Below are 13,612 nucleotides of genomic sequence, written 5' to 3'. Positions count from 1 at the left end.
GGGCGGGTCCGGGACCAGGCGCCGTCCGCGCCGACCACGAGGTCGAAGGTCTCCTGTCGCCCGTCCGCGAAATGGACCGTCGCGCCATCCCGGGTCCCCGGCACCACCCGCGTCACGCCCTGCCCCCATCGGACGTCGAGAGGGCCGAGCAGCAGGTCACGGAGTTGCCCGCGGTCGATCTCGGGATTGGCCTGGTCATCCGGGCGGGGTCGCCAGTCGCGCAGGACGGTCCCGTCCGTGGCCAGGATGCGCATGGCCTGCCCCTCGCGACGAGACAGCGCCTGGAACTCCGCCAGCAGCCCCGCCTTGTCCAGCGCGAGTTGGCCCAGCCCTTCGTGCAGGTCCAGCGTGCCGCCCGGGGGGCGGGAGTCGGGGGCGGGATCGCGTTCGAGGACGGCGACGGGGTAACCATGGCGGTGCAGGACGCGGGCGAAGGCAAGTCCGGCAGGGCCGCCCCCGACCACTGCGATGCGGTGTCTCATGGCGATACACCGTATTGCTTCATTACGGTGAATCGCAACCGTGCGGCGTGACCATCACGGTGGGGGACCGGTCGGAGCCGCCGGCCCGCTCGGGGAAAGCATTGGACGAGGTGATGCCGGGGCTTGTAGCTTGCAGGGGACCGTGACACCGCCCGAGGAGGTGAGACCCATGAACGCTGTATCGACGTGGGTGCTCCCCCTTCCCGTCACGGCCGGCGATTGACGTAGGTGTCGCCGGGAGCGCCTCGACAACAAGGCACTCCCGAAAGGCAACACCTATGGACTCTCCGCAGTGGGACGTGATCATTGCCGGGTGCGGGCCGACCGGCGCGATGCTGGCCGCCGAACTCCGGCTGCACGATGTGCGGGTACTCGTTCTGGAGAAGGAAACCGAGCCCGTTTCGTCCGCCCGCCTAGTCGGTCTGCACATCCGCAGTATCGAGCTGATGGCAATGCGCGGACTGCTGGATCGCATGCTCCACCACGGAAGACAGCGTCCGGCCGGCGGATTCTTCGCCGCCATCGCCAAACCCGCGCCCAAGGGCCTGGATTCCACGCACGCCTATCTGCTGGGCATCCCGCAGCCGGTCGTCGTTCGCCTGCTCGAAGAGCATGCGATCCACCTGGGCGCGCAGGTCCGGCGCGGTTGTGCGGTGGCCGGTTTCGAGCAGGACGACGAGGGTGTGACCGTCGAGCAAGCCGACGGCGAACAACTGCGTTCGCGCTATCTCGTCGGCTGTGACGGCGGGCGCAGTACGGTGCGCAAACTGCTCGGCGTCGGCTTCCCCGGCGAGCCCTCGCGGAACGAGACGCTGATGGGCGAGATGCACGTGGGTGCGCCGCAGGAGGAGATCGCCGCCAAGGTGGCCGAAATCCAGGAGACCAACAGGATTTTCAGTCTCAGGCCCTTCGGCGCAGGGGTCCATCGCGTCGTCGTCCCCGTCGCGGGAGTCAGCGATCGCGCGGAACCGCCCACCCTCGAGGATTTCAAACAACACCTGCGCGCTATCGCCGGAACCGATTTCGGCGTGCACTCACCGCGCTGGTTGTCCCGCTTCGGGGATGCCACCCGGCTGGCCGAACATTATCGGGTCGGGCGGGTGCTGCTGGCCGGCGACGCGGCACACATCCATCCCCCCACCGGCGGCCAGGGCCTCAACCTGGGGGTTCAGGACGCATTCAACCTCGGCTGGAAACTGGCCGCACAGATCCGCGGCTGGGCGCCGGAAACACTGCTGGACACCTACCAGGCCGAACGCCATCCGGTCGCCGAGGACGTGCTCGACAACACCCGCGCCCAGATGGAACTGCTGTCCACCGAACCGGGCCCGCAGGCCGTGCGCAGGCTGCTCACCGAACTGATGGACTTCGACGAGGTGAACCGCTACCTGATCGAGAAGATCACCGCGACCGGCATCCGCTACGACTTCGGCGAAGGCCCCGATCTGCTCGGCCGCCGCCTGCCCGACATCGACGTGAAACAGGGCCGCCTCTACGACCTGCTGCACCGCGGCCGCGGACTGCTGCTGGACCGCACCGGACGCCTGACCGTCGGCGGCTGGTCGGACCGGGTCGATCACCTCGCGGATCCCACCGCCGCACTGGATGCTCCATGCGCCCTGCTACGCCCCGACGGCCACGTCGCCTGGGTCGGCGACGATCAGGAGGACCTGGACGACCACCTCTCCCGCTGGTTCGGCAACCCCGCCAACTGATGTCGCCTGAGCAACCAGCCCCCGGCACCGAACCCCACCGTCCAGCGGGTCCTCAGCCGGGGCGCTTGGCCATGACCACCAGGCCCGGCCCGCTCTGCTCATCCGCGGGGAGCCGGAGTTCGGCGACCGGACGCAGTCCGGCCTGCTCGATCAGGTCCACGAGTGGTTCCGGCCGCCACTTGTGTGTCGTCCACCGAACGGGCACACCCCCGTAGGCCTCGGTGCGCACCACGTCTTCGTCCCCGACGTGGGTCGCGGTGATGAAGTGTCCGCCTGGCTTCAGGACGCGCGCGAACAGGGCGAGAACCTGCGGAAGGACATCTCGGGGGAGGTTGAACAGTGACCACCACCCGAGCACGCCGCCAAGGGACGCCTCGCCAAGCTCGAGGTCGGTGGCGGAGGCGACGCTGAAGCGGCATTGCGGATGAAGACGGCGTGCGTTCTCGATCATGCGAGGGGAGAGGTCCACCCCGGACACGTCGAGTCCGCGTTCGGCGAGGTAGGCGGTCACCGTTCCGGGTCCGCAGCCGACGTCGAGGACAGGCCCGAGCCCTCTCACGGTGTCAGCGAACGCGTCGATCGACGCCTTCAGCCAGGGATGGCGACGGATGTCGCCCATTCCCGTCGTCTCCACCATGTGGGCATAGTTGTCGGCCACTCGGTCATAGGACTCACGGACCACATCGAGATCGGTCGGGCGGTCAATGGGGTGTGCGCGCATCAGCCAACGATACGACTGCGCGGCGGCGAGCAGCGTGCGGGCAGGAACACCGAGGATCACTCCACACGCCGGCGAGCGGGCGGCAGGCGCCGCGTGTGGAGGGCCGCGGCAGCGCGTGGGTCGGATCGGTCGGCTTCGCCGCGCTGTCCGGCACGTAGTGAGGATGGGGTTCGAACGGCCCGAGCCCCGGCGGCCGGGCGCAGCCGGCGCAGGCTCTCCCCGGTGTCGCCATCCTCACCGTGAAGCAGGCCCAGGTGATACGCGGCCCGCGCCGACGGCGAGGGGTCGGAGCGCCCGGGCACCCGCATCACGAAGGCGTCGCCCCCGGCCGGCAGGGGGTTGCCCTCCTGCCCGATGCCGTGGCCGGGTTCCCCTGCCTGTCGAGCTTCTCGGCACCGACTGACTGTCGATGTCGACTGCTCGACGCCATCGGAGGCCGCCGGTCGTGTCGGGCGGCGCCCTTCGGCGTCGTGCGGCGGGGGAGGGGCGCGCCAGTGGGAGGTGGAAGAAGTACGGCATGATCGAACCACGTATCAGCGCATCGAGTTTGGTGAGGACACATCGGCATGGCCATCATCCACCGCACCACCCTCAAGCCGACCAAGCTGGAACTGCTCACCTCCTGGCTGCCCTCGCGCCCGTGGTACGGGGGCGGCGCCGATGAACCCAGGCTGGCGAAGGCGGGAGGCTTCCGGCTGGACGACCCGCGGGGCGCGGTGGGAATCGAGTTCATGGTGGTCACCGACGCCGCCGGTGCGGAGCCGGTCAGCTACCTGGTGCCGTTGACCTATCGCGGTGCGCCGCTCGACGGGGCGGAGCACGCCCTCGTGGGGACCATGGAGCACGGCGTGCTGGGACGCCGCTGGGCCTATGACGGCTGCCATGACCCGGTGCTGGTGGCCCAGTTGTGGGCCCTGATCGAGGGGCGGGTGCAGGCTCAGGCGCAGAGCATCTCCGACGCCGTCGACCGGGAGGTCACCCGCTCCTACGCCGGTGCGGGCCTGGCGTCGGAGGAGGCCACGGCCCCTGTCACCGACGACTCCGAGGGCACCGGGCTGACCGCACCGGATGGCGCGACCCTCCGTGTGCACCGGGTCCTGAGGCCCGCCCCGGACGGCGCGTCGGCCCTTCCCGAAGGGGCCATCGGCCATGTCGGCGGTGTCTGGCAGCTGCCGGACGGCACCCGCGCCGGCGGGCTGTTCGCCGTCCTGCACCCCGGCTCGTGAACACCGGCGGCCTCCCCGGCCTCGGCGCCGTCTTCCGGCCCCACGCCCCTTCCGCCTGAACCCGAACGTTCCGGGGACAGGCCCGGGGACATCCGGGCGCAGCCCGCCAGAACAGCCCGGACATGCGTGAGGGCCCCGGGCGGCCAACGCCGCGCCGGGAGCCCGTTGAGGGCCACCCTGGCGTGCGCCGCGTCAGTCGAGGTTGACCATCAGCCAGTCCTCCGCCTCGAACAGGCGCCGCTCCACCTCGGCGGTATCGGCTCCGGCGACGATGACGAAGCACAGATGGGACGCGCTGTGCAGGGTCACCGCGTCGGGCCCGGCCTGATCGTTGACCTCGTAATGGCGCACCCACGGGAAGGGCGGCCTGCCGGGTATCCGCACCGGACGGCCCTGCGGCAGGATGGATACCGAGCCATGCACCTCGGCCGGGAGGGCGGCCGGCGGAGGAGTCACGGGCAGGCCGCACATCAGACGCAGGGACACGGCGTGGAGGTCGACGCCGTAAGTGGCCCGGGTGAGCGCGGGGATACGGTCTCCGCCCACGCGCGACGCGATCTCACACAGCACCAGCTCGTCCTCGGGGGTGTGGAACACCTCCAGGTGGTAGGCGCCGGCCTCCGGGGTGTCGAAGGCCTCCAGCGCTCGATCGAAGAACGCCTCCAGCCTGCGGGCGAAGGGGTCGTCGGGACGCAGCTGGAGCGAACCGTTGTTCTGCCCGGAGAACACGCCCAGAAAGCTGTGCAGGTACCGTGAGGACGCCACGAAGCGGTAGCCGTCGGCCAGCACCGCGTCGATGTGGTACATCCGTCCCTCGACGAACTCCTCCACCATGAGGTCCTCGCGCCAGGCGCGGCGGGTGAACTCGATGAGGTCGTCCTCGCCCCGCAGTACCGTGATGTCACGCGAGCCCCCTACTAGAGATCCGGGACTCGCGAAGTGGCTGCTCCGCCAGGGTGGGCACCCGAGCGGTCGGCGCCGTTCACGGGAGTATCCGGTATCGGCGCCTATGTTGGTTCGGTGAGCAGTTCTCCGGCCCCGGCGGGGCGACCCGCGCGCCAAGAGCGGGCCCGCACTCGTCGGACGGACTACGCGGGTGCGGTCTACGGTTCGCTACTCGCCGCATCGGTCGTGGTCACCGCCGGCACGGCCGGCGACTTCCCGCGGCTTCAGCTGATCGTGCTGCTGCTGGTTACGGGCGTGGTCTTCTGGGCAGCGCACGTGTACGCGCACGTCGCCGGGGAACGGATCGTCGGCAGGCCGATCGACCGCCGGGAGGTACGGCGCGTGGCCCGGCGCGAATGGCCCATCGTGGAGGCGGCCGTACTGCCCGCGGTGGCGGCGGCGCTCAGCCCGGTGCTCGGCCTGAGCCTGTCCGGCACGACCTGGCTGGTGCTCGCCGTCGCTATTGCCCAACAGGTCACCTGGGCGACCCTCGGCGCGATCAGCGCGGGCGCGACCCGCCGCATGGCGGTCGCCGAGGGCGCCGTCAACCTGCTACTCGGCCTCGTCATCGTGACCGCCAAGGCCGCTCTGGGACACTGACCCCCGCGCCGACCCTCGCCGCCTGACTCTGCGGGACGAGAGCAAGGCACAGGGCCTCCGCCCCCCGACGCTCGAGGCGCGGTCAGATGCTGGTGCCTTTCGACCCCCGGCCGTGGCCGAGCAGGTCACCGACCGCCCCGATCCCCTCCGCGATGGCCCGCTCGGGAACGTCACCGAAGCCGAGCACGAGTCGAGGCGGCTCGGAATCGCCCGAGGCACGGCACGCGCTCATACCGTACAGACCGACGCGCCGGGCCCGCGCCGCGGCGATGACCGCCGATTCGTCCGCTCCGTCCGGCAGGTGGGCCACGGCGTGGAACCCCGCCGCGAGGCCGGTCAGACGCACCTTTGGGGCATGCTCGGCGAGGGCGGCTCGCAGTGTCCTGCAGCGCGCCCCGTACAGGGTGCGCATACGGCGCAGGTGGCGGTCGTAGCGGCCTGATTCGATCAGCCGGGCCAGGGCCAGCTGATCGAGGGTGGGCGTGCCTCGGTCCGCGATCCGTTTCGCCTCGGTGAGTGGCGCGGTGAGCGCCGGGGGGCTCAGCAGCCAGCCGATGCGCAGGGCAGGGGCCAGGGACTTGCTGACGGTGCCGATCGAGACCACCCGGTCGGCCGCGAGGCCTTGGAGAGCGCCGACCGGCTCCCGGTCGTAGCGGAACTCGGCGTCGTAGTCGTCCTCGATGACATACGCGTCGCGGCGCCGGGCCCAGGCGAGCAGCGCGTGCCGGCGTTCAGGGGCGAGGAGGACGCCGGTGGCCACTGGTGGGCGGGGGTGACGACCACCGCGCGAGCGCCGGTCGCCTCCAGGGCCGCCACATCGACCCCGTGCGCGTCGACCGGGACGGGGACCGGGGTGAGGCCCGCCGCGAGGATGGCCGCGCTCACCGTAGCGGGACTGCCGGGATCCTCGTGGGCGACGGCACGGACCCCGCCGCGGGCCAGCGCCTGGAGGGCGAGGGCCAGCCCCTGGGCGTAGCCGGAGCAGATGAGGGTGCGGTCCGGTTCGGCGGCGGCCGCGCGGATCCGGCGCACATAGGCGGTGACGACCGTGCGCAGCTCCCGGCTGCCGCGCGGATCCCCGTAGCCGAGGTCGGCGGTCGGCATCCGGCGGGCCGCCTCGCGGACCGCCCACAGCCAGTCGGCACGCGGGAAGGAGGCCAAGTCGGGCACGCCGTGCCGGAAGTCGGCGATCAGACGCGTGGGCTGCGGAGGGCGCTCGGCCGACGGCTCGACGGGGGCGGCGGGTGCGCAGGCAGCGACACGGGTGGCCGAGCCCACGCGGGTGACCAAGTAGCCCTCGGCCTGCAACTGGGCGTAGGCGTCCTGGACCAGGCCGCGGGACAGGCCGAGGGAGCGGGCCAGTTCCCGCGAGGAGGGGAGGCGTTCGTCCACGGCGAGGCGGCCGCCGCGGATCGCGTCCCGCAGCTGCCGTTCCAATTGGACACGCAGTTGCTCACCGCTGCTCCGGTCGATGGCCAGCAGCAGCTCGGGCGACAGACCGGTCCACTGCACAGGCATGAAATTGGATCTTACCGGTGAGCCGGTCGCTCCCTAGCGTCAACGGCATGACTCCTCCTGACCCGACCGCGAACTCCGCCCCGGACCCCATCGCCCCGGATTCCACCGCCGCGACGGTCAGCGCCGCGACGGGCACCGCCCCGACGCGGCCGCCCCTGCTGAGCCGCGCCCTGCTGCTGCGGTTCGTGAGCGTGGTGGCTGTGACGGTGAGCTTCTTCCTGTTGCTGTCGGCGGTCCCCACGCACGTCGGCCGCGGTGCGGCGGGCCTCGCGACGGGCGCGCTCATGCTGTCCACGGTGCTCGGCGAGCTGGCCGGGCCCCGGATCGTCGGCCGGTACGGCCACCGGGGACCGCTGGCGGCGGGGTTGTTCCTGCTGGGCGCCCCCGCGCTCGCCCTGCCCCTCGACGACGGCGCTGCCTGGACCGCGTCGGTGTGCCTGGTGCGCGGCCTCGGGTTCGGTCTCACGATGGTCGCCGGCGGCGCCCTGACCGCGGCGCTGATCCCCGCCGAGCGCCGAGGCGAGGGACTGGCCCTGGTCGGCCTGGTGGGTGGTGTGCCCTCGCTCGTCACCCTGCCGTTGGGGGTCTGGATGTCCGGACACCTCGGCTACACCACGGTCACCATGGCCGCGGGCCTGGCGGCCCTGGCGGCGATCCCGACCGTCCCGGGACTCCGGGAGACGCAGCCGCCGAAGACCCACGGAACTGAAGGCACGAGTGCCGATGCCGAAGCACTCGGCATGGTGGCCGCCGTGCGTGCCGCGGGGCTGCGGCGTCCCGCGTTGGTGTTCTCCGCCACCGCGGTCGCCGCCGGGATCCTGGTGACGTTCGTGCCGCTGGCCGTCCCGCGCGCATCGGCAGGTGTCGCGACGGCGGCGCTGCTGGTCCAGAGCACCGCTTCCACCGTGGCCCGCTGGCTGGCGGGCCGGTACGGCGACCGCCGGGGCTCCGCGCGGCTGGTAACCCCGGGTCTGCTCGCGTCGGCGGCGGGGCTGTCGATGCTGGCGGCCACTGCCGGCCCGGTCGCCGTACTGATGGGCGCGGCGGTCTTCGGCACCGGCTTCGGCATCGTCCAGAACGCCACCCTCACCCTCATGTACAGCCGCGTCTCCCGCCCGTCGTACGGCACGGTCTCCGCACTGTGGAACCTCGCCTACGACGGCGGCATGGGAGTGGGCGCCGCAGGCTTCGGCCTGCTCGCAGCGCACACGGGGTATGCGTGGGGGTTCGCGCTCACGGGGGTGCTGATGATGGGCGCCTTGGCACCGGCGGTGCGTGACAGGCGGTCAAGAGCGTAACCCGCCGGCCGATGGGGGAAGGCCCGGGGCCGTCTCCGACCCCGCGCTGCGTGCCCCGTCGGCCTTGCCGGGGTGGACCCGCGGCGATGAGGATCCGGAGCTGGAACCGACGGTCCATGTCCACAGCCATGACGAGCACGTCATCCCTTACGAGTGGGACGATCTCGGCGTGCCTCGGGCCGGGCATCTCGCTACGGTGCGCGAGGCCGGACCTGAACGTATGGCGACGGATACGGCGCCCAGCACACCTACCGGGGCACCAGCTCCGCGGCGCTGAGGCACGTGCGACCCCGCTCGGCTGGCCCGTCGCACACGTCACAGAGGACGGGATCAGTGTGAGACTGGGCAGGGAAGGGGTGATCCCCGTGTCGGACCCATCACACGCGCCCGCCCATCCCGGCCTCGCCGTCGACGAGAATCGGCTGGAACAGCTGATCACTGAGGCACAAACGGCCCTGCCGGTCGAACTGCCTGCCCTGGCCGACCAATGCGCCTCGGCCCTCGGCCTGGGCACCGCGCTGATCTACCTCGTCGACCTGCAACAACGGCTGCTCATTCCACTCGGCGAAGCGTTGGAGCCGCTGTCGGTGGACCACTCGTCGGCCGGCTGGGCGTACCGCACGGTCTCCCCGAGGGTGGTCGATGCCGATGAGGGCTTGATCGTCTGGATGCCTCTGGTCGACGGTGCGGAACGGCTGGGCGTGCTGGCGGTGCGCACCGCCTCGCTCGACGGGGTGCTGATGCGCCGCAGCCGGATGCTGGCCTGTCTGTCCGCCATGATGATCTCCTCGAAGCGCGCCTACAGTGACTGGCTCGCCGCCCGCACCCGCACCGCGACCATGGGGTTGCCCGCCGAGATGCTGCGGACCTTCCTGCCGCCGCGCACCATCGGCAGCAGCAGGTGCGTCTCCACGGCGGTTCTCGAACCGGCGTACGGCATCGCCGGCGACGCCTTCGACCACTCGGTGGCCAAGAACGAGCTGCACACCATGATCCTCGATGGCATGGGTCACAATCTGATCGCCGGCCTGACCACATCGGTCGCCATGGCCGCGGCGCGCAACGCCCGCCGCGGCGGTGGCGACCTGGCGGACGTCGTCGGCTCCGTCGATCAGGCGCTGGCCCAGTGGTTGCCCGACCACTTCTGCACCGGCGTACTGTGCCGACTCTACGCGGAGACCGGGGTGCTGCACTGGGTCAACTGCGGTCACCCCCCACCGCTGCTGGTCCGTGACGAGCGCGTGCTCGCCGGAGCGCTGGACAGCCCCCCGCAACCGCCGATCGGCCTGGCCGGCCCACTCGCCCCGGCCACCCGGCAGGTCCACGAGACGAAGCTGGAACCGGGTGACTGCGTCCTGCTGTACACCGACGGTGTCGTGGAAGCCCGCGACGCGGACGGTGCGGAGTTCGGCCTCGACCGGTTCACCGACTTCATCATCCGCTCCAACGCCGCCGGCGAGCGCCCGGCCGAGGTACTGCGGCTGCTCATCCACGCCATCCTCGACTACCAGCGCAACCGGCTGCGGGACGACGCGACCATCCTGCTCTTCGAATGGCGCCCGCAGCCCCAGTAACGCGGGCCACCCTCTCGCTGCGGTCGTCGAGCGGCAGGCGCCGGGGTGCTGGGTTGCTGGGGGGCACCCGGTCCCGGGCAGGAGCGGTTCTCCCTGACCGGGGACTACCGCGGGGCCCGGGTCGGCCGTCCGGCGGCCTGATGCCCTGCCGTGCCGTGGAGAGCTGTCGTTGCCGCGTCGGGCGGTCGGGAGAAGAATTCTGCTGGTGAGTTCATCTGTGGCGGAGGTTGTCTCCGTCGTTCTGCTTCTGGCGGTGCTGGCGTGCGCTGTCATTCGTCCGTTCGGGTGGCCGGAGGCGGTCGTCGCGGTGCCGGCTGCGGGCGTGGTGATCGCCACCGGGGCGGTCTCGCTGGGGCACGCCCGGGAGGAGGCGGAGCGGCTCGGGCCGGTGATCGGGTTCCTCGCGGCGGTCCTGGTCCTCGCCCAGCTGTGCGATGACGAGGGCCTGTTCCACGCGTGCGGGGCGTGGATGGCGCGTAGCGCGGCGGGCCGCCCGCGCCGGTTGCTGGTGCAGGTGTTCGCGGCTGCGTCGGTGATCACCGCGGTGCTCAGTCTGGACGCCACGATCGTGTTGCTCACGCCGGTGGTGTTCGCCACCGCCGCGCGGCTCGGCGCCCGACCGAAGCCGCACATCTACGCATGCACCCATCTGTCGAACACCGCGTCGCTGCTGCTGCCGGTCTCCAACCTCACGAACCTTCTGGCGTTCGCCGCCAGCGGGCTGAGCTTCACCCGGTTCGCCGCTTTGATGGTGCTGCCCTGGCTGGTGGCGATCGCCTGCGAGTACGTGGTCTTCCGCCAATTCTTCGCCACCGACCTCGGCGCCGGGGCCCAGGCCCCGCCCGCTGCCGAGCCGCGCGAGCTGCCAGTGTTCGCGCTGGTCACGGTGGCGTGCACGCTGGCCGGGTTCGTCGTCACCTCGGCGGTGGGGATCAACCCCGCCTGGGCGGCCTTCGCCGGCGCCGGCGTGCTCGCCGTGCGGGCGCTGGCCCAGCGCCGTACCACGCCCAGGGCCGTCGCACGCGCCGCGGCGGTGCCGTTCCTCGTCTTCGTCCTGGCCCTGGGCATCGTGGTCCGTGCGGTGGTCGACAACGGGCTCGCGACCGGGCTGGGGCACCTGGTTCCCGGCGGCACGGGCCTCGCGGCCCTGCTGGGCATCGCGGTGCTGGCCGCGGTGCTGGCCAACGTCATCAACAATCTGCCCGCCGTACTGGTGCTGCTGCCGCTGACCGCGCCGTCCGGGCCGGGCGCGGTGCTGGCGGTGCTGCTCGGTGTGAACATCGGCCCCAACCTCACCTACGCCGGTTCCCTGGCCACGCTGCTGTGGCGGCGCATCGTGCACGAACACGACAGTGAGGTCGGGCTCGGGGAGTTCACGCGGCTCGGTCTGTGCACCGTGCCCGCCGCTCTGGTGCTGTCGGCGGTGGCACTGTGGACCTCGCTGACCCTCATCGGAGGCTGATCGCCATGCACGTCACCGCCTGGATCACCGAGGGCACCTGGCCCGCCGTCGTTGACGCCGCCCGCACTCACGCACCCGAGGACGCGGAGATCGTGCTGCTCCACGTCACCCCGGCCGACGTCCCGGGCGCGGCGCACGGCGCGTTCGCCGGCCTGCTCGGCCGCGGTCACCCCGAACGCGACCCCGGCACGAGAGTGGAGCACCTGGCTGCCGTTTCCGCCGACCAGCTTCTCGCTGACGCCGCGCGGCGTCTGGGCCGCCCGTGTACCCGTGTCGAGCGCACCGGCCGTGTCGAACGGGAGGTCGTCGCCGCCGCCGAGGGCGCGGACCTGCTCGTTCTCGCCCGCGACGGCGACCGCACCCGCCTCGGGCCGCACAGCTTGGGGCCGGCCACCCGCTTCATCGTCGACCACGCTCCGTGCCCGGTGCTGCTGGTGTGGCCTGAGGCCGCACCCGACATCGCCACCATCCCGCACCCGCCACCCCACCCGCCACCACCTCCGCACCCGCCACATCACCGGTAGCAGCAGGCGCCGAGCGGGTACCGTGATCAGATGCGGGCCCAGATCACGTCGGTCGAGCTGCCTCGGGAAGTCAGCTCAGCGGTGTCGGCCCGGGTGCGGCGGAAGACGGTGGCTGAAACGGCACAGGCTGTCGCTACCGGAAAGCCATGCCGCCGAGGATCCATGGGAGGACGTGGTCACTGCCGGCCGAGTCGGTGGGTGGGGCATGTTCCGTGACCCCCAAGCCCGCGAGGTCGAAGCGTTCGGTCAGCGCGTCCAGGGCGGCGCGCAGGGAGCCGTCGCCGTGGTGGGGCCCGGTCATGTCGTGTAGTCCGCGTTGATACGGATGTAGCCGGCGGACAGGTCGCAGCCGTAGACCGTGGCTTCCGCCTCCCCGAGACCCAGCGTGATGACGATGTCGACCTCGTCCTGGCTCATGATGCCGACGAGTTTGCCGAGGGTGTCGGCCTCGGGCTCGTCGGGGTACACCTCGATGTCGCCGAATCTCACGGTGACGTCGCCCGGCGCGATGTCGGTGTCGTCGGTGTTCTTGCCGATGGCCATCACCACCCGCCCCCAGTTGGGGTCGGCGCCGTGGACGGCGGTCTTGACCAGCGGGGAGTTCACCACGCTCTTGGCGATGCGTTTGGCCTGGCTGTAGTCGCCGGCCTGGCCGACTGTGACGCGCAGGAGCTTGGTGGCGCCTTCGCCGTCACGGGCCAGTTGCTGCGTGAGGTCCAGGCACAGGTCGTCGAGGGCTTCGGAGAACCGCGCCGGATCGACCGGTCCTGCGGCGCCGTTGGCGATGACCGCAACAGTGTCGGAGGTGGAGGTGTCCGTGTCCACGCTCAGGCAGTTGAACGTGCGGTTCACCGCTCCGCGCAATGCTCTGTCCAGGTCGGTCGGGGACAGGGCCGCGTCGGTGAACACGTAGGCAAGCATGGTGGCCATATTGGGTTCCAGCATGCCGACACCTTTGGCGACGCCCACGATGCGGGCGTGCCCGACGGTCCGTACGGCGGTCTTGGGGCGGGTGTCGGTGGTCATCATCGCGCGGGCCACATCCTGCGGTCCGGCCGTGAACGCCGCGAGGCCGCGTTCGGCGGTCCCGTCGAAGTGCGCACGGATGGTGCCCATCGGCAGTGGGCGCCCGATGACCCCGGTGGAGCCGATGAGTACCTCGTTCTCCGGGACGCCCAGAACCCCGGCGACGCGGCGGACGACCTCGGCGGCGTTCTCCTCGCCCTGACGCCCGGTGGCGACGTTCGCGTTCTGCGCCAGCGTCGTCACGGCACGCAGGTTCTGCCCCGCGGCATGGGCACGACTGAGGACTACGGCCGGGCCCGCGAAGAGGCTCCGGGTGAACATGGCGGCGCTGGTGGCCGGCCGTTCCGAGGCGACGATGGAGATGTCGTCACCGTGCTCGCGCAGTCCGCCGTGCCCTGTGCAGGCACGGAATCCGATCGGCCACGCCCAGGGGCCAGATTCTCCCGACAGTGCATGATCATGCATCATGCGGCATATATTTGCACCTCCGCGGTGGACTGTCCATCCACTTTCGAGCGCCC

The 13,612-nt window shown here is 71.5% G+C and carries 13 protein-coding genes and 1 pseudogene; 7 read left to right on the top strand and 7 right to left on the bottom strand.

Annotated features, from left to right (window positions below; all coding sequences use genetic code 11):
- On the bottom strand, positions 1–482 hold a 482-nt coding region (locus tag BBH68_RS31850; RefSeq protein WP_141713101.1), incomplete at its 3' end, for an FAD-dependent oxidoreductase.
- A gap of 278 nt (positions 483–760) precedes the next feature.
- On the opposite strand from BBH68_RS31850, the gene rox reads away from it, so the two are divergent.
- Positions 761–2,197 (top strand): rifampin monooxygenase, encoded by a 1,437-nt coding sequence (gene rox, locus BBH68_RS31845; protein ID WP_065967200.1) that lies wholly within the window; start codon positions 761–763, stop codon positions 2,195–2,197.
- A 52-nt stretch (positions 2,198–2,249) separates the two neighbouring features.
- Here the strand turns inward: rox and BBH68_RS31840 are convergent, their stop codons facing one another.
- Positions 2,250–2,918: a class I SAM-dependent methyltransferase gene (locus BBH68_RS31840; RefSeq protein ID WP_065967214.1), complete on the bottom strand. Its 669-nt coding sequence runs from the start codon at positions 2,916–2,918 to the stop codon at positions 2,250–2,252.
- A 566-nt stretch (positions 2,919–3,484) separates the two neighbouring features.
- On the opposite strand from BBH68_RS31840, the gene BBH68_RS31835 reads away from it, so the two are divergent.
- Positions 3,485–4,144 carry a maltokinase N-terminal cap-like domain-containing protein gene (locus BBH68_RS31835; RefSeq protein ID WP_065967198.1) on the top strand — a complete coding sequence of 220 codons (660 nt, stop codon included), beginning with the start codon at positions 3,485–3,487 and terminating at the stop codon, positions 4,142–4,144.
- A 192-nt stretch (positions 4,145–4,336) separates the two neighbouring features.
- Here BBH68_RS31835 and BBH68_RS31830 read toward each other — a convergent pair whose 3' ends face one another.
- A complete protein-coding gene (locus BBH68_RS31830) occupies positions 4,337–4,978 on the bottom strand; it encodes an ATP-grasp domain-containing protein (RefSeq protein ID WP_065967197.1) in 642 nt (213 codons plus the stop codon).
- Positions 4,979–5,164: 186 nt separating this feature from the next.
- Between BBH68_RS31830 and BBH68_RS31825 the strand changes: the two genes are divergently transcribed.
- Positions 5,165–5,689: a hypothetical protein gene (locus tag BBH68_RS31825; protein WP_065967196.1), complete on the top strand. Its 525-nt coding sequence runs from the start codon at positions 5,165–5,167 to the stop codon at positions 5,687–5,689.
- Positions 5,690–5,771: 82 nt separating this feature from the next.
- On the opposite strand, the gene BBH68_RS42810 is transcribed toward BBH68_RS31825, so the two are convergent.
- Positions 5,772–6,449, bottom strand: a complete 678-nt coding sequence (locus BBH68_RS42810; protein WP_211301863.1) for an aminotransferase-like domain-containing protein — start codon at positions 6,447–6,449, stop codon at positions 5,772–5,774.
- Between the two features lie 95 nt (positions 6,450–6,544).
- A pseudogene (locus BBH68_RS44350) lies at positions 6,545–7,207 on the bottom strand (GntR family transcriptional regulator); the annotation flags it as partial.
- 47 nt (positions 7,208–7,254) lie between these two features.
- Here BBH68_RS44350 and BBH68_RS31815 point away from each other — a divergent pair.
- The 4 genes from BBH68_RS31815 to BBH68_RS31800 all read left to right on the top strand — a co-directional run bounded on the left by BBH68_RS31815 (position 7,255) and on the right by BBH68_RS31800 (position 12,065).
- Complete coding sequence (locus tag BBH68_RS31815) at positions 7,255–8,505, top strand: MFS transporter (protein WP_079151330.1); 1,251 nt, start codon at positions 7,255–7,257, stop codon at positions 8,503–8,505.
- A gap of 365 nt (positions 8,506–8,870) precedes the next feature.
- Positions 8,871–10,079, top strand: coding sequence for a PP2C family protein-serine/threonine phosphatase (locus tag BBH68_RS31810; RefSeq protein ID WP_065967209.1), 1,209 nt, complete (start codon positions 8,871–8,873; stop codon positions 10,077–10,079).
- A gap of 205 nt (positions 10,080–10,284) precedes the next feature.
- Positions 10,285–11,541, top strand: coding sequence for an SLC13 family permease (locus BBH68_RS31805; protein ID WP_065967195.1), 1,257 nt, complete (start codon positions 10,285–10,287; stop codon positions 11,539–11,541).
- Positions 11,542–11,546: 5 nt separating this feature from the next.
- Complete coding sequence (locus BBH68_RS31800) at positions 11,547–12,065, top strand: universal stress protein (RefSeq protein WP_065967194.1); 519 nt, start codon at positions 11,547–11,549, stop codon at positions 12,063–12,065.
- A gap of 133 nt (positions 12,066–12,198) precedes the next feature.
- Here BBH68_RS31800 and BBH68_RS42310 read toward each other — a convergent pair whose 3' ends face one another.
- Positions 12,199–12,366, bottom strand: coding sequence for a hypothetical protein (locus BBH68_RS42310; RefSeq protein ID WP_158080351.1), 168 nt, complete (start codon positions 12,364–12,366; stop codon positions 12,199–12,201).
- A complete protein-coding gene (gene argJ / locus BBH68_RS31795; protein ID WP_065967193.1) occupies positions 12,363–13,559 on the bottom strand; it encodes a bifunctional glutamate N-acetyltransferase/amino-acid acetyltransferase ArgJ in 1,197 nt (398 codons plus the stop codon). The genes BBH68_RS42310 and argJ overlap by 4 nt, the downstream gene beginning before the upstream one ends.
- Positions 13,560–13,612 lie beyond the last annotated feature (53 nt).

The sequence above is a fragment of the Streptomyces sparsogenes genome (genome assembly GCF_001704635.1).
Taxonomy (GTDB): domain Bacteria; phylum Actinomycetota; class Actinomycetes; order Streptomycetales; family Streptomycetaceae; genus Streptomyces; species Streptomyces sparsogenes.
This window is presented reverse-complemented; position numbering and strand designations above follow the sequence as displayed.

What these genes read in the sequence shown, in the direction of transcription:
- BBH68_RS31840 (WP_065967214.1), bottom strand. Translation starts at nt 2,918, where the DNA reads ATGCGCGCACACCCCATTGACCGCCCGACCGATCTCGATGTGGTCCGT.
- BBH68_RS31800 (WP_065967194.1), top strand. Translation starts at nt 11,547, where the DNA reads ATGCACGTCACCGCCTGGATCACCGAGGGCACCTGGCCCGCCGTCGTT.
- BBH68_RS31815 (WP_079151330.1), top strand. Translation starts at nt 7,255, where the DNA reads ATGACTCCTCCTGACCCGACCGCGAACTCCGCCCCGGACCCCATCGCC.
- BBH68_RS31830 (WP_065967197.1), bottom strand. Translation starts at nt 4,978, where the DNA reads ATGGTGGAGGAGTTCGTCGAGGGACGGATGTACCACATCGACGCGGTG.
- argJ (WP_065967193.1), bottom strand. Translation starts at nt 13,559, where the DNA reads ATGATGCATGATCATGCACTGTCGGGAGAATCTGGCCCCTGGGCGTGG.
- BBH68_RS42310 (WP_158080351.1), bottom strand. Translation starts at nt 12,366, where the DNA reads ATGACCGGGCCCCACCACGGCGACGGCTCCCTGCGCGCCGCCCTGGAC.
- rox (WP_065967200.1), top strand. Translation starts at nt 761, where the DNA reads ATGGACTCTCCGCAGTGGGACGTGATCATTGCCGGGTGCGGGCCGACC.
- BBH68_RS31835 (WP_065967198.1), top strand. Translation starts at nt 3,485, where the DNA reads ATGGCCATCATCCACCGCACCACCCTCAAGCCGACCAAGCTGGAACTG.